The organism is Burkholderia cepacia GG4, assembly GCF_000292915.1.
Classification (GTDB): Bacteria; Pseudomonadota; Gammaproteobacteria; order Burkholderiales; family Burkholderiaceae; genus Burkholderia; species Burkholderia cepacia_D.
The window spans coordinates 754,558-774,515 of record NC_018514.1 but is presented as its reverse complement, the minus strand read 5'-3'; the positions used below and the strand labels follow the sequence as shown (position 1 = coordinate 774,515).

The following is a 19,958-nucleotide window of genomic DNA, read 5'->3' as shown; positions in this document are numbered from 1 at the left end:
GCCGGCCGCCCACGACGCACTACGGGTGACATAATGAAACGAAGCATCCTTCCGCTCGCCGCCGCGAGCGCCCTCTTCGCGCCGCTGGACGCGTATGCGGCCCATCCGCTCGTCAGTGACGACACGGGTACGCAGGGCAACGCGAACTGGCAGTTCGAATTCAACGGCGAGGAAACCTCGAAACAGGACGAAAACGGCCGCCATCAGTTGTGGAACGCGACGCTCACGCGCGGGTTCGGCGAGCCTGTCGATCTCTACGTGAACGCACCGTACACGCATCTGCAAACGCGGACCGACGATAACGGCGCGGGCATCGGCGATGTCGAGATCGGCATGAAATGGCGCTTCGTCGAACGCGGGCCAGTGTCGCTCGCGCTGAAACCGAAGGTGACGATGCCGACCGGCAACGACAGTCGCGGGCTCGGCACGGGCCGCGTCGGCACCGGCGCGACGCTGCTCGCGCAAGCCGACGTCGCGCGCGTCTCGCTGCTCGCGAATGCGGGCCTCGCCTACCAGCCGAACCGCCAGGGCGACCTGCGCTCGGTCTGGGCCGTGTCGGCCGCGGTGCTCTACAAGGCGACCGACAAGGTGCAGGTCATGGCCGACGTCGGCATGTCGCGCAACACCGAAAGCACGGCCGGCGCGAATCCGGCGTTCGTGATCGCGGGCGCAGTCTACTCGCCGGTGCGCTGGCTCGATCTTGACATCGGCTACCGGCACGGGCTGAACGACCAGACCTATCGACATTCGGTGATGGGTGGCGTCACGGCGCGGTGGTAATTCTGCATTGATGTACTGACGCCGCTAGTCAAGCGCGATACGACGGGCAGCCTTCATTCGGGCGACCCGTTTTTCATCTGCCGTCGTTCGCGCCGAACAATTGCGCGCACACTGCGCGCCCCTCTTCCGTCAATGCTGCACTGCCGGTGCCGTCGTCGTTCAGCGTCGTCGCGCTCAGGCCGGCGGCATCGAGTTGCGTCAGCACGCGACGCAGCGTGCTCATCGGCAATTGCGTGCGCTTCGCGATCTTCGGCAGCGACCACGTCTTGCCGGCCGGATCGGTCGCGGCCTCGTGCAGCGTGGCGAGCGTCGCCACGAGTGCGGGATCGAGCGGGGGATCGTCGGATTCTGAAGTCATCGGTTCGGGTTCGTAAGCCGGCGCCGAGCCGGCATTCAGGAAGGAGGCAATCGCGGACACTATACGCCCCGTTACGCGCCCTTGATCGCGGCGCGCATGAACGACACGAAATGCGTGGTCACGGGATCGTCGCGGCCGGACAGCCACGCGAGCCCCACGCGCCACTTCGCGTCCCTGCCATCGAGCGGCAAGACGGTCGCGTCGCGCAGCAGGTAGTGCGCACGCGACGGAATGAACGCGACGCCGACCCCGGCCGCGACCGACGTGAGCACCGATTGCACGTCCTCCGCCTGCTGTGTGACCTGCGGCACGAAGTGCCGCTCGACGCACCACCGGTCGATCTGCGCGGCGAGCCCGGGACCGCGTGCGCGCTGCAGCGCGATGAAGCCGATCTCGTTGAGCACGTCGAGATCGGCCGGCACCCGCTTGAAGCCGAGGTGCGGCGGAACCGCGAGCGCGAGCGCCTCGTCGATCACCTTGAACGACGACAACCCTTCATCCGACGGCAAACGCAGGAACCCGGCGTCGAGCTTGCCGGCGCGCAGCCGACGGGTTTGCTCGGACGATGACAGGTCGCTCAGCGTGACCGCGACACCCGGATTGCGGCGCCGGAATTCCGCGACGAGTTTCGGCACGAGCGTCAGCACGGACAAGCAGATGCCGAGCCGCAGATGGCCGCGTTGCCCGCTGGTCGCCTCCCGTGCACGCGCGAGGATTTCGTCGGCATCGCGCACGAGCGCCTGTGCGTCGGGCAGGAAGCGTTCACCGAACGGCGTCAGCTCCGCGCCATGCCTGCCGCGTTCGAACAGCTTGCCGCCGAGGCTCGCCTCGAGCGCGCCGATCTGTTTGCTCAGCGCCGGCTGGCTCATGTGCAGCGTGTCGGCCGCGCGGCTGAAATGGCTGAGCTCGGTGACCACCAGGAAGGTGCGCAGCAGTTTCAATTCCATTCTTTAAAGGAATCATGTCGATCGAAACATTCATTTTACTGATCGAACGGCGTGACGTTCAATACGGGCATGCCCTTCGCGGAATTCACTGTCATGCCTGTTGATCAAGCGGCCGAGTGCTTGGCTGATACATCGTGCGATGCCGTCGCCGCGGCCGATGCACGCGCAACGAAGCGTCGTGCTGGACGCAGCGACGGACGCAGCCGCCGTTTTCGCTTCGGCGATGCGATTGAAGACGCGCCGGAACGCACCGTGACGGGTTCGATAGCGATCAGCTTTGCGGTAGTGTCGCGGCGAAACTGGCCGCGCTGAACCACGCCACCTGCTGCGGTGTGCCCCGTCGAACATTCATCGTCATCGGTTTGTAGCGTCGTACCGCCATCTCCAGCGTTGCGCGGCAACGACGACATTCGGCCACGTGCATCGCGATCCCCTCAAGGTTCTCTTCTTGATGGATGCTGATCTGCTCGTCGGTCGATACGAACGGTGAATTCGGGCGCCGTCCTGCGCGCGACCGGTAGTCACAAGCGAAGCGGTGCTTCGCCTTCAATCCGCGAAAGGTCGAATCCCGGCAAACCGGTCCATGTTTTCCGACTGCGTCGCGCAAAGCGCGACTACGGCGCAGCACCGCATGTAATTCGTCATGTTGGGACATGTACGACAAAGATATGCGGCCGCCAGTACGAAATTTAAATAGCCGTTTCGGGTGCGCCGGTCGTGGATTTGGAATTCCCCGAGTCGATCGACGGTTTTTTCGTCAAGCGGTTATCATGGCAACGTCAGACGTTAGCGTGCCCGACACCATTCAGCGCAACCGAAACAGTCGGCGAATATATCGGTTCGCCGCCTTGCAGGTTCATCACTTCACGCAATGGATCAACTGCTTCCGCACTACGAACGAGAACTTGCGCTACTGCGCCGATCGATTGGAACCTTTGCGACACGCTATCCCAAAATTGCCGTTCGCCTGGGGATTTCCGGCGACCATTCCGAAGATCCCCATATCGAACGGATGTTGCAGTCGTTCGCGCTCCTCGCCGCGGATATAGGCAATCGGCTCGACGACAACTATCCTGAATTTGCCGAAGCGCTCCTCGGCATGCTGTATCCCCAGTATCTTCGAGCGCTTCCGGCATGCGCAGTTGCCCAGTTCGATGTCTCGGACATGTTCGAAAAGCTCACTGAGCCATCAGTCATTGCCCGCCACACGGAACTTGCAAGCAAGGTAGAAGACTGCCGTTTCCGCACCGTATATGACGTAGCGCTGGCGCCTGTGCGCATTTCGGCAGCGCGCTACGCATCGGCTACGGCTGTGCCCGCCGACGTCGTGCTGCCTCCCGGTACGACCGGCCTGCTCTCCATCACCTTCGAGGTAGCGCGGCCCGACTTTCGCCTCGAAGCCGTCCCCAGCCCGTTGCGCATCCATGTCAATGGCACCCGCGAAGTCGTCGGTACGGTAATGGACACGATGACGATGCGCACAACAGCGGCCTTCGTCGAAAACATCGAACGTCGCTGGTCAACGCTGCCCACACCGCCGCTCACCGCCGTAGGCTTCGATGGCGCCGAGAAACTGATCGACGAAGATCACGGGCCGCCGGCCCTGCGGCTACTGAGCGAATATTTTGCGTTTCCGAAGAAATTCGATTTCATTGACGTCGACCTCGCTACGCTCGTGCATGCGGCAGGTTCCGGCCAGCAGCTCACATTGCATCTCGCCATTTGCGGCGTTCATCCGGATTCGTGGACGGCACAGCGACTGAAGAATCTGTCGGCGAACAATCTGAAGCTCTTTTGCACACCGGTCGTCAACCTGTTCCGGCTTACGTCGCTGCCAGTCAAGCGAAATCCGATCACGGACACGTACCCCGTGCAATCCCAGAATACGGATGCCGCCGGCGTCGAAATCTGGTCCGTCGACGCGGTCCGCACCACCACGAGCCGATCCGGAGCGAACATCATTCATCCGTTCACGTCGCTCATGCACGGCAGTTCCGCCAAACCGGCCGGTCCCTATTGGGTTCTCAAGCAACACAACGTCGCCTCGCCATCGGGAAAGAAGGAAACCGCGCTGAGCCTGGTCGAACTCGACGGCCGACCGGCGAACGACACCGGGATCGAACAGATAACGGCGGATGTCTCCTGCTCGAATGGCAGTCTCCCTCGCGCGATGCGGGCCGGAGCCGAGGACGGCGATCTGGTGAACGAGCAGGGAACGATGGTTTCACGCATCGTGATGCTGGACGCACCGACGGAAGTCGCACGATTGTCGAAGGAAGGCGATGCGGCTTGGCGGCTCATCACACAGTTCGCCCCACACTCGATCGAATTGACCCGTACCGGGCTCGTGGAACTAAAGCGCCTGTTCCGCCAATTCGCTGCTCACTCTGCGGGATACGCGAACCTGCTCGACGGACTGACGAATCTGAGCCATCGCGTCAAGCGGCTCTGGCTTCCGGGAGAGCCGATGCCGAGCTTCGTGCGAGGTCTCGAAGTGACGTTGACTGTCGACAAGCAAGCGTTTGCCGCCGTCAGTCTCAGCACATTCATCGTCGTGATGGATCACTTCTTCGCCGTACATGCGCCCGTGACGAGTTTTGTCCAACTTGTCGTGATGTCGGCCAACACAGGCGCGGAAATTCGACGTTGCACGCCGCGGCCAGGCACAATCATGCTCGCCTGACTGCCTGCCCCGAAGCCTCAACGATCAAGTCGCGCCGCAATTCGTCCAGGTCACGTAAGGCTCGAAATCAGGTGACAGCCGCAGGTCGCCCGGTGACCGTGCCGGGCAATCGGAACCCCGTTATCTGTCATCGATTCGTCGCCCTCCTCGATCAAATTCGGTTTGACGTCTGGGTGTTGGGGGCAGGATACCTCGTCGCCCTTGCGAGCAACGAAACGGCCATCGAAACGCATCGTCGATGAACTGGTAATCACCTTGCCGCCGTGGTCGGTGTCGTCACCGATGCGGATGAGATTCATCATCGTCGATTGCCTTACGGGCGGTAGCGAAAGTAGTGAATGCCATATTCGAGGTCCCGAGTCTCCGGCTTCATCTGCTTCGACGAACGCACGAGATTGATCCTACGTACATCGCCCCAGCCGTAGCACGAGAAAATGACTTCAGCCAATTTAGCAAAGTGCCTCATCTTCATATAAGCACGGTGAAATAGTATCCAGAAGATCATTAGAGCGGCGGCGCCGGTTACGCCGAGGAATATTACAAGCGTCGTTCGCTCAATACCATCGGCGTCGCGGAATAGTAGAATGCACAACAACCCGAAAATAGGGATAAATAGACTCAGCATGATCTTCATCAGCCATCGATAAAGTGCTGACCTCCCTCTCGCTGCGTGCGGATACACTGCCACCACATCATCACTGATCCGTCGGACGGAGTAGGCAAAGTATCGATCCCGTGGCCTCAACTCAGCAACAATTTCGACCTCATCACCCTCTTTCATCGGCATTTTCCAGAGCCATCCCTCGACCAGCTTGCCGTCCAGCTCAAACTCCACCCAGTCCGCCTCTTCTTCAGAGTCTGCTGAAGACTGAATCAACCCGATTGCAAATGCCCCCATGCCCGCCAACGCCGCACCGGCCGCCGTCGCTTGTATGTAGGCGTGCTGTGCTTCATTCAAGACGAAGTCCTGCTGGCGACGCCGGCACTTCAGCTTGCTGATCGTGCCTCGCAGCACCTGGACCGCATATTCTCGCTCAGAACTCATGCCACCTCCGCCGTCCGCACCTCAAGGCCGATAGCGGAAGTAGTGAATGCCATAGTCGAGATCTCGCTTCTCCGGCTTCATCTGTTTCGACGAGCGCACAAGATTGATCCCGCGCACATCGCTCCAGCCATAGCATGAGAAAATGACTTCAGCCAGTCTAGCAAAGCGTTTCATCTTCAGATAGGCACGGTGAAATAATATCCAGAAAACAAGTAACGAAAAAATCCATGCGGCGGCCATTACTAAGATATGCGTATTTAAATCAACTCCCGCGTGATCGCGGGACATCAGGACCGTTACAATGCCACTGCAAAACACCCACGTAGTCAACATGATCGTCATCAGCCATCGATAGAGTGCTGACCTACCTTTTGTCGCGTGCGGATAAACCGCGACAACATCATCATTGACCCTTCGGATCGAGTAGGCGAAGTAGCGATCACGCGGCCTCGGTTCGGCTACGATCTCCACCTCGTCACCCTCTTTCATTGGCATCTTCCAGAGCCATCCCTCGATCTGCTTGCCGTCGAGTTCAAACTCCACCCAGTCCGCCTCTTCTTCGGAGTTCGCTGAAGACTGAATCAACCCGATTGCATATGCACCCATGCCAGCCAACGCTGCACCGGCCGCCGTCGCTTGTATGTAGGCGTGCTGTGCTTCACTCAAGACGAAGTCTTGCTGGCGACGCCGGCACTTCAGCTTGCTGATCCTGCCTCGCAGCACCTGAACTGCGTATTCACGCTCCGAACTCATGCTATCTCCGCCATCCACCCCTCAAGGCCGATAACGAAAGTAGTGAATGCCGTAGTCAAGATCCCGATTCTCCGGCCTCATCTGTTTCGACGAATGTATCAGGCTGATTTTACGTACATCCCTCCAGCCATAACACGAAAAAATGACTTCGGCCAATTTGGCAAAGCGCTTCATCTTCAGATAAGCGCGATAAAATAAGATCCAGAATATCAATAGAGAAAAGACACCTGCCCCGCCGAGGACTATCACGAGGGTCGTCCTGTCGATACCATCTGCATCACGTGACAGCATGAAGCACATTAGGGCGAAGATCGGTACAAAAAACCACAACATGATCTTCATCAGCCATCGATAAAGGGCCGTCCTTCCCCTCGTCGCATGCGGATACACCGCCACCGTATCGTCCCCGACTCTCCGGATTGAATACGCAAAGTACCGATCACGCGGCCTCGGTTCGGCTACGATCTCCACCTCGTCACCCTCTTTCATCGGCATCTTCCAGAGCCATCCCTCGATCTGCTTGCCGTCGAGTTCAAATTCCACCCAGTCCGCTTCCTCCTCGGAATTCGCAGACGATTGGACCAATCCGATCGCGAATGCCCCCATGCCGGCCAACGCAGCACCTGCGGCCGTTGCCTGCATATAAGCATGCTCGGTTTCATTCAAGACAAAGTCCTGCTGGCGCCGTCGGGACTTCAACCTGCTGATCGTGCCTCGCAACACCTGAACTGGGTATTCGCGCTCCAAGCTCATGCCATCTCCGTCATTGCCTTATCGAAGGCTTTTTCCTGCTGTGCCATATCCGCGTATTTTTCGACACCGTGATCTTTCACACGGAGAATAGCCTCTTGCCCGGTGCCAAATGCACAGCGAGAACACCACGATTCCAACTCGTTCGGGGTCAGGACGTCGGCGAGTATTTGAAGTGCAAGCACCCCAATCGTCGCTTCCCATGTAATCAGCATGCTTACCACTCGGAGCGATGCAACCATTGCCACCCGCGATGCAACAGTCTCGACCGCCATGATGACAACTCTATTCCCTGAGCGGGCTGCCAACTTCTTGAATAACGGTGCAGCAGTACTGATGGCATCGATGACAAAGGCCGTACCGGCGGCGACCCCCAACATCGTTTTGGCGACCAAGACCCACATGACGTCATACTGACCACTCTTCAGCTTTTTTTGAGTTGCTCCATAGTCCAACCATGCTGCAGCAAATGCCCCAGCTCCCGACAAAAAGCCTCCCACCATCTTCCAACTCATCGTCCGAACAGCCTTCTTCAGCGCCCCGTAGTACGGAGTCATCGTAATCGTGATGATCGACGCACTGAGCGACGCGCCCGACTTGATCAGCTTAGCGTTGGTATCTTCATCCTTGGCCTCAGACAACAGATGCCAAAAATTCACCAACTCACACAGCGCAGCAATCACCGCGATACGACCGAGACGAAGTTCCTTCATCGCGTTCGCGTCCTTGTCGGCCTTCAACTTTTCCCACACCTCATACAACTCGGTGGTCGGGTTTGGCCCCGCCTTCGTCGACGCCGTTAACACGGTTCGCGCCGTACGAAAGCGCTGCAAAATTTCGCTTCGACTCACTTTGTCATACAGGGCTTGCTTGCGGACGAGTGTCAGCGCGTCTTCGACAGGTATGCCCGCTCGCTGGAGAAACAGCGTCTGAACAATCTTCTCCCCGACAAAATCGCCCAACTTGTTGATTCGAAGTTTTTCGAAGACTCGATCACCAATATTCATGAGCAGAACGTCACGCCCTTGCTCCTTGTACATTGCTCCCAAGTACGAAATCTTCGCCGGGTTTGTCTCGAGCGCCAATTTCGAATATTTCTTATAGTAGTCGGTCAGTTTGCCGATGTACTTCACCGCCGTTACGACATATTTGACACCATCGTCCTCCAGCGGCTTATCCTTGTGCTCCAACGCGCTGGCGAGCAGTTTCTCAAGCTCTTCGCGCCCAGCGGGATGGTTCATGGCAACCGCCCGCCACACTATGCTTTCCTTGTCCGTCGGCTTCCAGCGCCCGACCAGATCATCGAGAATCGTAAGCCCTTTGGGCGTTGACCCCAGCCCGTCGATTGCCATTGCAACCACAACCTCGAATTCGAAGCTGTCACTAAGATCGTCGCAGTAATAGTCCTCCAGCGTGTCCGAAAGAAGTTTCGCCCGCAACCATTTTCCGACATCGTTGCTGCGCGTTTCCTGCAATTGGAACACGGTGTCTTGCAATTTCTTGTATGGCTTGCGGAAGTCCTCGATCCGCTTGCGCTGAAGCCGGGCTTCGTACCTAGACCATTCGGACTTCTGCATTCTGTCCAGATTGCGATCATGGAACCCGGGTTGCGCTTTCGCATACTCACGCGCTTCGCCCATGATCTCATCGCGGTACTTGCCAAGGTAGGGCGCGCTTGAACTCGCGCTGCCCGCGCGACTAAATCGGCCAATCTGGATAAGACGCGTCTGATAGCTCCCCGGGATGTTATTGGCAGCCATCCAGTCGAGATCATCATAATACGCATTGATCTCTTGGGCACGCACAGCATCCGCGCCCACCAGCGCTCTGGTGCGTTGCGCGGCCAAACCCGCGCGGGCTGTCGCCGAGCCGAGCGGAGTCATCGCATGCGCCTCTTTCGCCATGGCCTCCTGAGTGGCGAGGTTCTGTTTCGTACGCGAATCGACGATACGTTTGGCCGTGTCGATGTCGTTCAGGGCCATCACTTTCATGCCGAGCTCCTGCTGCGACCCATATCGGTCGAGCCAGGATACCGGGTCGTTTCGAAAGCCGTTCAGTTCGTGAACGTTGCCGACCGCATCCCACAAAGCGAACAACATTGGGGGATAGGTCGACGGAGCAGCCCCGCCACCGCCGGCATCCTTTTTCCCAACGTGGCCCATCATTTTCACAAGCGACTGGCTCGCCGATGCTGGCGATGCCTGCCGAATGTTCAAAGGATAACGCGACACCTCACGGGCAAGCAGATCTTCTCGATAGCTACCATCGTCTGCAGTAAAGCGCTGCTTGTCGTCAAACAGGCCCAACTGTTTTGCATCCAGGCCCGGCATGTACTCGAGTACATCGTTAACTGACGACTCCGTTGCAACGACCGCGTGGCCTGTCCCATCCTTTCCGGTAGCGATCCATTTTGACGGCTCGATCCATTGCATGCGTTGTTCACGCAAGTCTACGTAAACCTCGTATTTATCGAACGTTCGTGGATGCCATGCAAGTTGCGAGAATGCGATATAGACCTTGCCTGTACACAGTTCGGGTTGCTCGATCGCGATGACATCCATCGGTACGGCGATGGCACACTGTGCACAGTTCGGATGGGTCGTCGGAACCGACGGCAGCGGTCGCGACTGCTTCCATAACCTACCGTCTTCAGTCACCTTGTATGCCTCCCAGTAATTGGTACCACGTGCACCTACCGGGTAGAAAAGATAGAGCCAACCGTCGCGCAAAGTCCGGAGGCCATACTGATGCTCGGTGAGGCTGACGTTCGTCACACGGTCGCCGACGATGCCGGCGGGCATCTTGGCCTTTACCGTTTTGGGCAGGACGGTGTACCGCACCGGCAAGATCGGCAGCCCCGTTTTCTCACAGTTGGCACATTTCTGGTTATTTGCTGCCATACGCTCTCTTCGTATCGAATTCAGGCAATTTTGCCAACACCAATCAACGGAACGACGAAGCGCTCAATCGCTCGTACCAAGCACCGTCTCGAATTTCCGCGACATCTTGTTCTGTCAATACACCAACGGCTGCCGTATAAAACTTATCTGGCGCTCTCGCGCCCAAAAGCTGCAGCACTTTCGGATGTAGATCGAACTGCGGATGCAATGTCAGCGCATTCTCAATGAATGCCACGCGATCGTCCCGGTCAAAGAGTCCATAGTGCTCCGCACGCTCGGCGGCAGCGACTGCCGCAGCAACTTCGGATGATTCCGGTTGACGTTCAACCTTCATGGCATACAACGCAAGCGCTCTATTGACCAATCCGTGACGATGAATCTGCTGCCATTGCTCCGTCGTCAACGAAAGATCAGCACGTGACCCTACCGACACACTGTACGTTCGAGGTTTGGCGCCCGCGTCGAGCGCATGCCAGACCTTTACCGGCCCCAACAGCGCCTGCTGTTGCTCTTCGGAAAGCACTGGCCAGATCAAACTGAGTGCTCGCGTATCATAGAAGCGCAGCACAGACGGCAGCCCGTCTTCGTTGTACTGTAGAACGTGGCGGCCCCAATGCTCGGCGACCGCATCCAACGATGCCTCACTGGCGAGCCATCCACCGACACGCTGCCCCAGTCCTTCGGCCATTGACATCGGGCGACGATCCTCGAAGGCAATCTTCACACTCTCCGCCAAAACTCCAGCCCCTTCGGGGGTAGCAAGGTCCAAGTCGACAAGATATGGCCGGTGAGTGTCGGGAAACGCGTCGTGCCTGATCTCCACGATCGCACGCGTCAATTCCCGGAACCGCTCGGCTTCCTCGTCGTCATTTGTGAAATCCCGCTGGCTCGGATCGACGACGAGATAGCAGTGCATCTCCGGCCGCTTGCTGAAATATGTGCGCAAGCTGCCGACAGCCGCAGCTATCGCGGCGGCCTCCCGGGATTCGTCCATACCTGGCGCGTCTGAGTTGTCCATGTCCATTACTCCAGCACAACGCTCGATGCGCTATCTGCGGACGCCGAAGCCGTCTTCCAGGCACACCCCTTCGGCACGCTGGCGATCGGCGAAGGTAGACGCATCGACGATGCGCCCGGCTTGTCCCACGACGCACACTTTTCCAGAATCTGGCCACTGGTGCCGTTCTCGATCAGGTCAGGCGTGATCTTGATATACGAGCCGCCTGCACCGATCCAGATTTCTTTTTCTGCCGAGATAACAACTTTCCCATTCGAACTGGCAATCGTCACGTCATTGAGCGCCGAGAGCTTCATTTCGTCGCTCTGCGCCTGGATCTCGACCTTTCCCTTGGATGCAAACAGCTTGATTCCAGCGTTCTGCGCGAACAGACTGATCTTCTCCATCACGCTTGCGATCAGCGATTTGCCCGCCGCCACGTGCACGCTCTTGCCACTGACGATATTGACCTGCTGGTTCGCCGTGACCTGCGCCGACTCCTGTGTCGACAGCCCCACACCCGCAGGACTCGCCATCAGCATGATCGGCGTCGAAAAGCCATTCGCATTGCCCGTGCCGCCGCCGCCCGTACGACCGCCGCTGCCTGCGCCGCCGCTCACGCTATAGTGCGTCGCGTCGGTAAATTTCTTGAGCGCGTCCTGCCCTTCTTGCAGGCTCTCCGCCTGATTCGCCGAACTCGCCTGCGACGTCAAATCAACAACGGTTTCCGCGCTGGCTAACTGCTCGGAAGCAGCAGTCACGTTCAACGGCTGGTTCGTCGCTGTCGGGTGGGTAGATACGAACAAGCCCTGCCCCGCCCGAATGGCACCGTAGGCGTCTGATTTGAGATCGAAACCACTGCCGAGGAACGCACCGCGCGTATTGTCCGTCTGCTGGATCAGGTATCCGAGGTGCAAGTGAGACTGATAACTGCTCGAGTAAAGGTGAACCCGATTCTGCTGCGTCGAGTCGTCCATTACGAGCTGGTTGTAGCCGGTGCCGCCATACTCGCGCGAGCGTTGACCGGACAGCAAGCCGTTCGTATGCCATACCGGCTGCGTAGCACCCCCGTACATCCTCGCGATAATGACAGGCCTGTCACAGTCGCCTTCCATGAAACCGACGACCACTTCGTCGCCCTTGCGTAACGGCTGAATCCCGCCACGATTCGAGCCTGCATCAAGGAAGGTCGGACGCACCCAGCACGACGCACGTTCATCCTGACCGTTGCGGCGATTCCAGTGGAACCACACCTTCACGCGGTTCAGCGAATCCGTATAAACCTCTTCGCCGCCGGGCCCAGCGACGATCGCGTTCTGCAACTGCATGACCGGCTTCTTGTGCTCGAACGGGCTGCGGAACGGCACGTTGCGGGGCTGCGCTTCCACCGTCACCTGAAAGAAACCTTCGCCACCATCCGCGTGGCTCACCGTCGCACCCACCTTCGCTTCCGCGATTTCCGCAGCCAGGCCGTCGGGAAAATCCCCCACCTCATCGAGACCAGGCAGATTATTGCGAATCAGCCAGTCCACCCCGAGCAACACGAATTCACGATCCGGCTGGCTTCCGGCGTCATGGACCGGATGGCCGTGCAATTCGAAGCGCCGCCCGGGCATCGCGCAGCGCAAGCCGCCCACTCCGTGGAAGCGCTTCATTCGCGACTTCCTCTCCTCCAGTCGGATCTGCGCGAGGCGCTCGCCCTGCTCACGGTCCGACCACATGTATGCGCCCGGGTAGTCGTAGACCTCGCCATCCGTCGGCAACTCGCTCTGCGTATCGGTGACGCCTTGAACCTGCCGCGGAAGATCAGGTCGCTTGTAGTCGAACGAGCGCGATGTCAGTTGAGCACTTTCGATCTGAAGCTGCTCCTTCCACTGCACGAATCCGTCCATTTCACCACTGAACCCCGTGTGACTGAACTCGACAATGGACTGTCTCAGTTGCGGGACGAAATAGACGTCGTCCGTCAGGACCATCATGTGCGACCGGCCGTTGTCCGCCTGCTCGAAGTACGGAAACACGCCTACTTCTTCAAGGCTGCGGTAGACAAAGTTCAGGTCATATTCCCACTGCACTCGATTCGAATAAGACGGCAGCGGCTTGTGAAGATCGTAGCGGAACGCGCCGCGCGCTTGAGGATGCTCGTTGAAGACGTCGGTCAGAATTTGCTCGCCGTTCTGCTCCTGCCAGTCGCGCATATCGCGACGCAGCCGCAAGAAATAGAGCCAGGACGAGAATACCAGCTTGTAATAGGTCAACGTCCCATCGAATCCCAACCGGCTGAATCTGTGAACGTAACCGTGGATCGGCATGTACGTGCCGTCGGTCTGTTGAATCCAAAGCGTGACGGGTTTGCCAAGCAGCGCGTTGAGTTCGATCTGACTGCCGCGCGGCGAAACCGCATCAACCACGAATTCATAATCGCGGCCCAGCTTGGCCGTTCCTTTTACGTAGAGCGGCAATAGCCAATCGACGCCAAGCGGCGTGTCGAGTTTGACTAGACGATTGTATTGCGCGTTGCCCAGACGCAACGTCTTATAAAGTGCGGTGTGGCCCATGCAGCTTGCCCTTGGTTTGGTATTCAGGTGGGTTTCTGCCGAGGGCTGATTATAAATGTCTTTCCGAACAACACGACAGTGCTGAGCGCCTACCCACTAATCTCAATAAATTTACCTCCCAAAAAGTAACATTTACCAACACAATCCAATTAGGTAATTATTGCCATTCGGTGTAATCCATAACTTTGAGTCACATATCATTTCCGTGAGCATGGCCCGGATACGGCTGCTCCGCTGACAGCCAAGGAACAGCATGAATCCACGTGCATCACGCATCATTGCGCGCTCATCCATCGTCATCGCCACGCGATCGACCTTATAATTTCCCGCACCCGCTGACCGCCCACGCATTTCGCGCCGCAGCAACGCGCGTGAAAAGGAGACTTTCGCTTGACCGGCCTCATCGCGCGCCTGCCTCGTGCCCGGACCACCCTGCTCATCGCCCTCTCGTTCCTGACACTTGCGTTCGCAACGAACGCGTCGGCGCAGCCGCATCGCACGGCGGCGCCCCATGCGCATGCGAAAGTCGTCAAGGAGCAACCCGCCCACCGCAAGCACAAGGCCGTCAAGCACCGCCGCCCGCGCGTGACGCATCATGCGGTCAAGCGCCACGCGGCGCCCGCACCGCAGCACCGGCGCGCGGAACGCACGAACGCGGTTCGCCCGCGCCCCGCCGCGCAGCCGCGCCTGCTCGCGAGCTGCGGCTACAGCCCGCGCGCGGTGAGCTCGCTACATTCGCGCGCGGCCTACGTGCTCGACGTCGACTCCGGCACGCCGCTGCTGGCCCGCAACGCACGCACGGTGCGGCCGATCGCGTCGATCTCGAAGCTGATGACCGCCATCGTCGCACGCGACGCGGACCGGCCGATGAACGGCGTGCTACGCGTCACCTCTCGCGATCGCGACACGATTAAGTTCACCGGTTCGCGGCTGCCGATCGGCGCCGAACTGTCGCGCCGCCAGATGTTCCATATCGCGCTGATGTCGTCGGAAAATCGCGCGGCCGCCGCGCTGAGCCGCGACTATCCGGGCGGCCGTGCCGCGTTCGTGAAGGCGATGAACCGCGAGGCGCGCCGGCTCGGGATGCGCCATACGCATTTCCGCGAGCCGACCGGCCTGTCGCCGCACAACGTGTCGACCGCCGAGGATCTCGCGCGGCTCGTCGGCGCGGCCGCGCAGGATCCGCTGATCCGCTATTTCTCGACGGACACGTCGACCACCGTGCAGGCGGGCGACGGCGAGCTGCTGTACGTGAACTCCGATCCGCTCGTGCGTAACGGTCGCCTGCCGATCCGACTGCAGAAAACCGGCTTCATCAACGAATCGGGGCACGGCGTCGTGATGCGCATGCGCGTGAAGGGCCGCCGCGAAACGGTCGTGCTGCTCGGCGCGCCGACCCGCGCCGGCATGTCGAGCGATGCGCTGAAGATCCATCGCTGGCTGACCTGCTCGATCCAGTAAACGCGACGCGCGCGGCCGGCACATTCATCCACGAAGGAGCGATGCCATGCAGGACGAATACCGTTTCAACGCGTTCGGACGCCTGCTCGCCGTCGTGCGGACGAACGGCCGCTGGACCGTGTTCGATCTCGGCACCGAAGGCAAGCGGCGACCGGCCAACCTGCACGTTCCGTCCGCGCTCGCCGCGGACGAACTCGCGCAATATCTCGGCGACCTGCTGCACGAAAATGCGTCGCCGAAGTACAACGACGTCGTGCCGGTTCCGTTGCCGCGCCGAACGTAGCGTCCGGCCGCACACCGCCCACGGTCCGACAATCGGCGGTTGCCGAGCTTCCGCCCGCTGTTCTCTCCAACCGGCCTCGCCGACGCATCGTGCGTCGGTGCGCGGTGCGTCGACGTCGTGCACCGCGCATCACGAACGCCCACCAAACTAGACAGTTAAACTTGCAAGTTTAACTGTCGTGTTCTATGATCCGCCGCATGACTCCGCCACGCACACCCCGCATTTCCGCCGACACCGTCGCCGCCGACTTGACCCTCGCGGTCGGCCAGCTGATTCGACGGCTGCGCGCCGAGATCGAATCCGAGGGGCTCGGCATGTCGCAGACGAGTGCGCTCGCGCGGCTCGAACGACAGGGCCCGATGACGACCGCCGATCTCGCGCGCGCCGAGGCGATGAAGCCGCAGTCGATGAAGGCGATTCTCGCGAGTCTCGAAGAAGACGGGCTCGTCGAACGCGAGCCGCATCCGACCGACGGCCGCCAGATCCTGTTCCTGCTGACCGCGGCCGGCCTGGCGGCACGGCGCAAGCGCGACACCGCGAAGCACAAGTGGCTCGGCGCCGCGATCGAGAAGCTCGACGCCGAAGACATACGCACACTCGCCGCCGCGATTCCGCTGATCCGGCGCATCGGCGAGCAGTGACCCCGCGCGCGTGCCGCGCGGCATCCGTGCGGCGCGTGCCCCTTCTCCCCATGCACGGAGCATCCGCATCATGAGCACAACCCGTCTCGACACGCACACGGCACTCGTCGTCATCGACCTGCAGAAAGGCATCCTCACGCTGCCGACCTCCCATCCGGTCGCCCCGGTGATCGAGCGCACCCGCGAACTGCTCGACGCGTTCCGCGCGCGCGGCCTGCCGGTCGTGCTCGTCAACGTCGACGGCGGCGCGCCGGGCCGTACGGAGCAACCGCCGCGCAAGGATCCGTTCCCGGCCGACTGGGCCGAATTCGTCCCCGAACTGAACCGCCAGCCCGGCGACCACGTCGTGACCAAGACAACCTGGGGCGCATTTACCGGCACCGATCTCGACGCGCACCTGAAGGCAGCCGGCGTCACGCAGATCGTGCTGACCGGCATCGCGACCAGCATCGGCGTCGAATCGACTGCACGCCAGGCGCACGAACTCGGCTACAACGTGACGCTCGCCGTCGACGCAATGACCGACCTGAACGCGGACGCGCACACGAACAGCGTCGAACGGCTGTTCCCGCGGCTCGGCGAAACGGGCTCGACGCAGGAGATCCTCGCGCTGCTCGAGCGGCGCGGCGCGTGAGCGACAACCGCGCGCAGCCGGCACCGGACCGCGCCGCCGGCCGGCTCGATCCGTCGATCTGGAAAGTCAGCGCGGTCGCGACGCTCGGCTCGCTGCTGTCGCAGCTCGACGCAACGATCGTCAACGTTTCGCTGTCGAGCCTCGCGGCCGACCTGCACGCGAGCCTGTCGACGATCCAGTGGGTGACGAGCGGCTACCTGCTCGCGCTCACGCTGGTGTTGCCGCTGAACGGCTGGCTGGTCGACCGGATCGGCGCGAAAGCGCTGTACCTGTGGTGTTTCTCCGCGTTCACGCTGACCTCGGCGCTGTGCGGGCTCGCATGGTCCGCGCCGTCGCTGATCGCGTTCCGCGTGCTGCAAGGCGTCAGCGGCGGGCTGCTCGCGCCGATGGCGCAGATGATGATCGCGCGCGTCGCCGGTCAGCAGATGGCGCGCGTGATCGGTTACGCGGCGGTGCCCGTGTTGATCGCGCCGATCCTGGGCCCGATCGTCGCCGGTGCGATCCTGCAGTACGCGTCGTGGCGCTGGCTGTTTCTCGTGAACCTGCCGGTCGGCGCGCTGGCGCTGGCACTGGCCGTGTGGTTCCTGCCCGGCGACCGCGAGGAAACGCAGCAGCGCGAACTCGACTGGGTCGGCCTCGCGCTGCTGTCGCCGGCGCTCGTGCTGTTCCTGTATGGCGCGGAGCGGATCAACGCGGTGCCCGGCATCGCCGCCATCGCGGGCTCGGTGCTGCTGCTCGCCGCGTTCCTGCGCGTCGAGCGGCGCAAAGGCGAGCGTGCGCTGATCGACCTCGCGCTGTTTCGCTCGCGTGTGTTCGGCGCGGCGGCGGCCACGCAGTTCCTGTCGAACGGCGCGATCTACGCGGGCCAGATGCTGATTCCGGTGTTCCTGATCGAAGCGTGCGGCCGCTCGCCCGGCGAGATGGGCTGGCTGCTGGCGCCGCTCGGGCTCGGCATGCTCGTCACCTATCCGTCGATGGGCGCGCTGACCGGCCGGTTCGGCGTGCGCCGGCTGGCCGCCGCCGGCGCGCTGCTCGCGCTCGCCGCGACGCTGCCGTTCGTGTATCTCGCGCTGGCCGGCTACGATCCCGCCGTGCTGGTGCCCGCACTGTTTCTGCGCGGGATGGGCCAGAGCGCGATCGGTGTGCCGTCGATTTCCGCCGCGTATGCGTCGGTCGAGCGGCGCAACCTGCCGATGGCGACGACGTCGCTCAATATCGTCCAGCGCCTCGGCGGCCCAACGTTCACGACGATGTGCACGCTGTTTCTCGCGTGGCGGCTGCAGGCCGAATCCACGTCGACGGGCGGCACACACGGGGCCGCCTACGCGTGGACGTTCGGCCTGCTTTGCGCACTGCATGCGGCGAGCTTCGCGACGACGCTGCGGCTGCCGCGATGGTCGAGCGGCGCGGGCGGACGGCCGGCGGGGGCCGCGCGGGCCGGTTCGCGCTGAGTGTCGGGGCTGCGCCGTGCGCGCAGCGCCGCTACTACAACCACATCGGCACGATCGACGCCGCGAGCAGGGTCCCCAACCCCGCATTCACGCAACGCCACTGCCGCTCCGTGCGGAGCACGCGCGCGAACAGCAGCCCGGCACAACACCAGAGCGACAGCGACGCCATCGCCGCCACGCCGAACGCCAGCCCGAGCAAGGCGCCGAGCCGCACGGGGCCGGACGCGAGCGCGGCGAACGACGCGGCCGCGCCGAGCGTCATCGCCCAGCCCTTCGGGTTGTGCCACAGCATCCATACGCCGCTGACGAATCCTTGCGGCCGCTGCACGGCCGCGTCGACGCCGGGCTTGCCGCCGCGCGCGATGCGCGTGGCCAGCCACAGCAGATACAGCGAGCCGAGCACCTTCATCCCGAGCTGTAGCGCGGGCAGTGCCAGCAACACGCTGCCGAGCCCGGCCGCGGCGGCGGCCGCCATCGATGCCAGGCCGGCCGCGATGCCCGTCATCATCGGCAGCGAACGCCGATAGCCGAAATGCGCGCCCGACGCCGTTGCGAGCGTCGTCGCACCGCCCGGCGTCACCGTCGACACGATCACGAACAGCATCAGCGGCAAGTAGTCTTGAAGCGGCACGCGGGGGCTCCTGGTTGGTGTCGTCGAAGCCCCGTTTTACCCGCGATCCAGGCATTACAACAGCGAAAGCTTTTTATGCCTGTCATTAGCATCCATAATGTGACTCATGACACGCAATCTCGACATCGCGCTGCTTCGCGCGTTCGTCACCGTCGCCGATCACGGCAGCATGACGGCCGCGAGCCATGCGCTGCACCTGACCCAAGGCGCGATCAGCCAGCAGGTCGCGCGGCTCGAAACGCTGTCCGGCCCGCTGTTCGTGCGCGAGCATCGCAACCTGCTGCTCACGGCGGACGGCGAGCGGCTGCTCGGGCAGGCGCGCCGGCTGCTGGCCGCGCACGATGCGCTGCTGACCGACATGACGGCCGGTGCGATGGAGGGATCGGTGCGCGTCGGCGCACCGCAGGATCTCGTCGGCAGCTGTCTCGCGCCGATCCTGAAGGGCTATGCGCAGGCGCATCCGCAAGTCGCGCTGTCGCTCGTGTGCGCGGCGTCGCCGGAACTGCGCAGGGCGCTCAGGCAGGGCGACATCGACGTTGCGTTGATCGAGGCGCCGGTCGGATCATCGGGCGGCGAATGCATCGCCGTCGACCGTCTGGTCTGGGTCGGCGCGAAAGGCGGCGCCGCGCACCGGCACTCGCCGCTGCCCGTGTCGATGGTCGCGCAGACCTGCGCGTTCCGCCCGACGGTGCTCGACGCACTGCGCGCGTGCGATCGCGCGTGGCGCACCGTGTTCGAGAACGGCAGTATCGACGCGACCGCCGCGACCGTACGCTCCGATCTCGCGGTGACCGTCTGGCTCGCGTCCACCGTGCCGGCCGACCTCGACATCCTGCCCGCCGACAGCGGCCTGCCCGCGCTGCCGAACTTCGCGATCAACCTTCATCTGCCGCGCGGCCAGCACGCGCCGGCCGCCGTGGAGCTGGCCCGTCACCTGCGCAACGGCTTCGCGCGCCTGCGCGCTGCCGCCTAGCCGCTTTCCCGCTTTCCCGCTTTCCCGCTTTCCCGCTTTCCCGCTTTCCCGCCTTCTCGCCTTCTCGCCTTCTCGCCTTCTCGCCTTCTCGCCTTCTCGCCTTCTCGCCTTCT

Annotated in this window: 19 protein-coding genes; 8 read left to right on the top strand and 11 right to left on the bottom strand. The window is 61.7% G+C overall.

Annotation, left to right across the window (positions count from 1 at the left end):
• Nucleotides 1-33 precede the first annotated feature (33 nt).
• Nucleotides 34-780, top strand: coding sequence for a transporter (locus GEM_RS19295; protein WP_014899055.1), 747 nt, complete (start codon nucleotides 34-36; stop codon nucleotides 778-780).
• A 73-nt stretch (nucleotides 781-853) separates the two neighbouring features.
• Here the strand turns inward: GEM_RS19295 and GEM_RS19290 are convergent, their stop codons facing one another.
• The 3 genes from GEM_RS19290 to GEM_RS31910 form a co-directional block, all read right to left on the bottom strand.
• Nucleotides 854-1,138, bottom strand: a complete 285-nt coding sequence (locus GEM_RS19290; RefSeq protein ID WP_014899054.1) for a hypothetical protein — start codon at nucleotides 1,136-1,138, stop codon at nucleotides 854-856.
• 71 nt (nucleotides 1,139-1,209) lie between these two features.
• Nucleotides 1,210-2,085 (bottom strand): LysR family transcriptional regulator, encoded by an 876-nt coding sequence (locus GEM_RS19285; protein ID WP_014899053.1) that lies wholly within the window; start codon nucleotides 2,083-2,085, stop codon nucleotides 1,210-1,212.
• A gap of 271 nt (nucleotides 2,086-2,356) precedes the next feature.
• Nucleotides 2,357-2,740, bottom strand: a complete 384-nt coding sequence (locus GEM_RS31910) for a hypothetical protein (RefSeq protein WP_187293271.1) — start codon at nucleotides 2,738-2,740, stop codon at nucleotides 2,357-2,359.
• Between the two features lie 216 nt (nucleotides 2,741-2,956).
• On the opposite strand from GEM_RS31910, the gene tssF reads away from it, so the two are divergent.
• Complete coding sequence (tssF, locus tag GEM_RS19280) at nucleotides 2,957-4,768, top strand: type VI secretion system baseplate subunit TssF (protein WP_041490748.1); 1,812 nt, start codon at nucleotides 2,957-2,959, stop codon at nucleotides 4,766-4,768.
• Nucleotides 4,769-4,818: 50 nt separating this feature from the next.
• Here tssF and GEM_RS19275 read toward each other — a convergent pair whose 3' ends face one another.
• Genes GEM_RS19275 through GEM_RS19245 form a run of 7 tightly spaced genes read right to left on the bottom strand, consistent with a single transcriptional unit; the run spans nucleotide 4,819 to nucleotide 13,771 of the window.
• On the bottom strand, nucleotides 4,819-5,070 hold the full coding sequence (locus tag GEM_RS19275; RefSeq protein ID WP_014899051.1) for a PAAR domain-containing protein: 252 nt from the start codon (nucleotides 5,068-5,070) through the stop codon (nucleotides 4,819-4,821).
• 11 nt (nucleotides 5,071-5,081) lie between these two features.
• Nucleotides 5,082-5,813, bottom strand: coding sequence for a putative type VI secretion system effector (locus GEM_RS19270; RefSeq protein ID WP_014899050.1), 732 nt, complete (start codon nucleotides 5,811-5,813; stop codon nucleotides 5,082-5,084).
• 21 nt (nucleotides 5,814-5,834) lie between these two features.
• Nucleotides 5,835-6,566 (bottom strand): putative type VI secretion system effector, encoded by a 732-nt coding sequence (locus GEM_RS19265; RefSeq protein WP_014899049.1) that lies wholly within the window; start codon nucleotides 6,564-6,566, stop codon nucleotides 5,835-5,837.
• A gap of 21 nt (nucleotides 6,567-6,587) precedes the next feature.
• Complete coding sequence (locus GEM_RS19260; RefSeq protein WP_014899048.1) at nucleotides 6,588-7,319, bottom strand: putative type VI secretion system effector; 732 nt, start codon at nucleotides 7,317-7,319, stop codon at nucleotides 6,588-6,590.
• Nucleotides 7,316-10,216: a T6SS effector BTH_I2691 family protein gene (locus GEM_RS19255; RefSeq protein WP_014899047.1), complete on the bottom strand. Its 2,901-nt coding sequence runs from the start codon at nucleotides 10,214-10,216 to the stop codon at nucleotides 7,316-7,318. The genes GEM_RS19260 and GEM_RS19255 overlap by 4 nt, the downstream gene beginning before the upstream one ends.
• 43 nt (nucleotides 10,217-10,259) lie before the next feature.
• On the bottom strand, nucleotides 10,260-11,234 hold the full coding sequence (locus GEM_RS19250) for a DUF4123 domain-containing protein (RefSeq protein WP_014899046.1): 975 nt from the start codon (nucleotides 11,232-11,234) through the stop codon (nucleotides 10,260-10,262).
• A gap of 5 nt (nucleotides 11,235-11,239) precedes the next feature.
• Entirely contained in the window at nucleotides 11,240-13,771 is a 2,532-nt protein-coding gene (locus tag GEM_RS19245; RefSeq protein ID WP_014899045.1) for a type VI secretion system Vgr family protein, read from the bottom strand.
• A gap of 390 nt (nucleotides 13,772-14,161) precedes the next feature.
• On the opposite strand from GEM_RS19245, the gene GEM_RS19240 reads away from it, so the two are divergent.
• From GEM_RS19240 to GEM_RS19220, 5 genes are all read left to right on the top strand, one after another.
• Complete coding sequence (locus GEM_RS19240) at nucleotides 14,162-15,232, top strand: serine hydrolase (RefSeq protein ID WP_014899044.1); 1,071 nt, start codon at nucleotides 14,162-14,164, stop codon at nucleotides 15,230-15,232.
• Nucleotides 15,233-15,278: 46 nt separating this feature from the next.
• Nucleotides 15,279-15,515 carry a DUF7661 family protein gene (locus tag GEM_RS19235; protein ID WP_014899043.1) on the top strand — a complete coding sequence of 79 codons (237 nt, stop codon included), beginning with the start codon at nucleotides 15,279-15,281 and terminating at the stop codon, nucleotides 15,513-15,515.
• A gap of 185 nt (nucleotides 15,516-15,700) precedes the next feature.
• On the top strand, nucleotides 15,701-16,156 hold the full coding sequence (locus GEM_RS19230; protein WP_014899042.1) for a MarR family winged helix-turn-helix transcriptional regulator: 456 nt from the start codon (nucleotides 15,701-15,703) through the stop codon (nucleotides 16,154-16,156).
• Nucleotides 16,157-16,226: 70 nt separating this feature from the next.
• The gene (locus GEM_RS19225) at nucleotides 16,227-16,790 is read left to right on the top strand and encodes a cysteine hydrolase family protein (RefSeq protein WP_014899041.1); all 564 of its coding nucleotides are present in this window, start codon (nucleotides 16,227-16,229) and stop codon (nucleotides 16,788-16,790) included.
• Nucleotides 16,787-18,241: a DHA2 family efflux MFS transporter permease subunit gene (locus GEM_RS19220; protein ID WP_014899040.1), complete on the top strand. Its 1,455-nt coding sequence runs from the start codon at nucleotides 16,787-16,789 to the stop codon at nucleotides 18,239-18,241. Before GEM_RS19225 ends, GEM_RS19220 begins: the two co-directional genes overlap by 4 nt.
• A gap of 34 nt (nucleotides 18,242-18,275) precedes the next feature.
• Here the strand turns inward: GEM_RS19220 and GEM_RS19215 are convergent, their stop codons facing one another.
• Nucleotides 18,276-18,872: a LysE family translocator gene (locus tag GEM_RS19215; protein ID WP_014899039.1), complete on the bottom strand. Its 597-nt coding sequence runs from the start codon at nucleotides 18,870-18,872 to the stop codon at nucleotides 18,276-18,278.
• 106 nt (nucleotides 18,873-18,978) lie between these two features.
• Here GEM_RS19215 and GEM_RS19210 point away from each other — a divergent pair, with 106 nt between their 5' ends.
• Nucleotides 18,979-19,845: a LysR substrate-binding domain-containing protein gene (locus GEM_RS19210; RefSeq protein ID WP_014899038.1), complete on the top strand. Its 867-nt coding sequence runs from the start codon at nucleotides 18,979-18,981 to the stop codon at nucleotides 19,843-19,845.
• Nucleotides 19,846-19,958: the final 113 nt, after the last annotated feature.

What these genes read in the sequence shown, in the direction of transcription:
- GEM_RS19295 (WP_014899055.1), top strand. Translation starts at nt 34, where the DNA reads ATGAAACGAAGCATCCTTCCGCTCGCCGCCGCGAGCGCCCTCTTCGCG.
- GEM_RS19290 (WP_014899054.1), bottom strand. Translation starts at nt 1,138, where the DNA reads ATGACTTCAGAATCCGACGATCCCCCGCTCGATCCCGCACTCGTGGCG.
- GEM_RS19285 (WP_014899053.1), bottom strand. Translation starts at nt 2,085, where the DNA reads ATGGAATTGAAACTGCTGCGCACCTTCCTGGTGGTCACCGAGCTCAGC.
- GEM_RS31910 (WP_187293271.1), bottom strand. Translation starts at nt 2,740, where the DNA reads ATGTCCCAACATGACGAATTACATGCGGTGCTGCGCCGTAGTCGCGCT.
- tssF (WP_041490748.1), top strand. Translation starts at nt 2,957, where the DNA reads ATGGATCAACTGCTTCCGCACTACGAACGAGAACTTGCGCTACTGCGC.
- GEM_RS19275 (WP_014899051.1), bottom strand. Translation starts at nt 5,070, where the DNA reads ATGATGAATCTCATCCGCATCGGTGACGACACCGACCACGGCGGCAAG.
- GEM_RS19270 (WP_014899050.1), bottom strand. Translation starts at nt 5,813, where the DNA reads ATGAGTTCTGAGCGAGAATATGCGGTCCAGGTGCTGCGAGGCACGATC.
- GEM_RS19265 (WP_014899049.1), bottom strand. Translation starts at nt 6,566, where the DNA reads ATGAGTTCGGAGCGTGAATACGCAGTTCAGGTGCTGCGAGGCAGGATC.
- GEM_RS19260 (WP_014899048.1), bottom strand. Translation starts at nt 7,319, where the DNA reads ATGAGCTTGGAGCGCGAATACCCAGTTCAGGTGTTGCGAGGCACGATC.
- GEM_RS19255 (WP_014899047.1), bottom strand. Translation starts at nt 10,216, where the DNA reads ATGGCAGCAAATAACCAGAAATGTGCCAACTGTGAGAAAACGGGGCTG.
- GEM_RS19250 (WP_014899046.1), bottom strand. Translation starts at nt 11,234, where the DNA reads ATGGACAACTCAGACGCGCCAGGTATGGACGAATCCCGGGAGGCCGCC.
- GEM_RS19245 (WP_014899045.1), bottom strand. Translation starts at nt 13,771, where the DNA reads ATGGGCCACACCGCACTTTATAAGACGTTGCGTCTGGGCAACGCGCAA.
- GEM_RS19235 (WP_014899043.1), top strand. Translation starts at nt 15,279, where the DNA reads ATGCAGGACGAATACCGTTTCAACGCGTTCGGACGCCTGCTCGCCGTC.
- GEM_RS19230 (WP_014899042.1), top strand. Translation starts at nt 15,701, where the DNA reads ATGATCCGCCGCATGACTCCGCCACGCACACCCCGCATTTCCGCCGAC.
- GEM_RS19225 (WP_014899041.1), top strand. Translation starts at nt 16,227, where the DNA reads ATGAGCACAACCCGTCTCGACACGCACACGGCACTCGTCGTCATCGAC.
- GEM_RS19210 (WP_014899038.1), top strand. Translation starts at nt 18,979, where the DNA reads ATGACACGCAATCTCGACATCGCGCTGCTTCGCGCGTTCGTCACCGTC.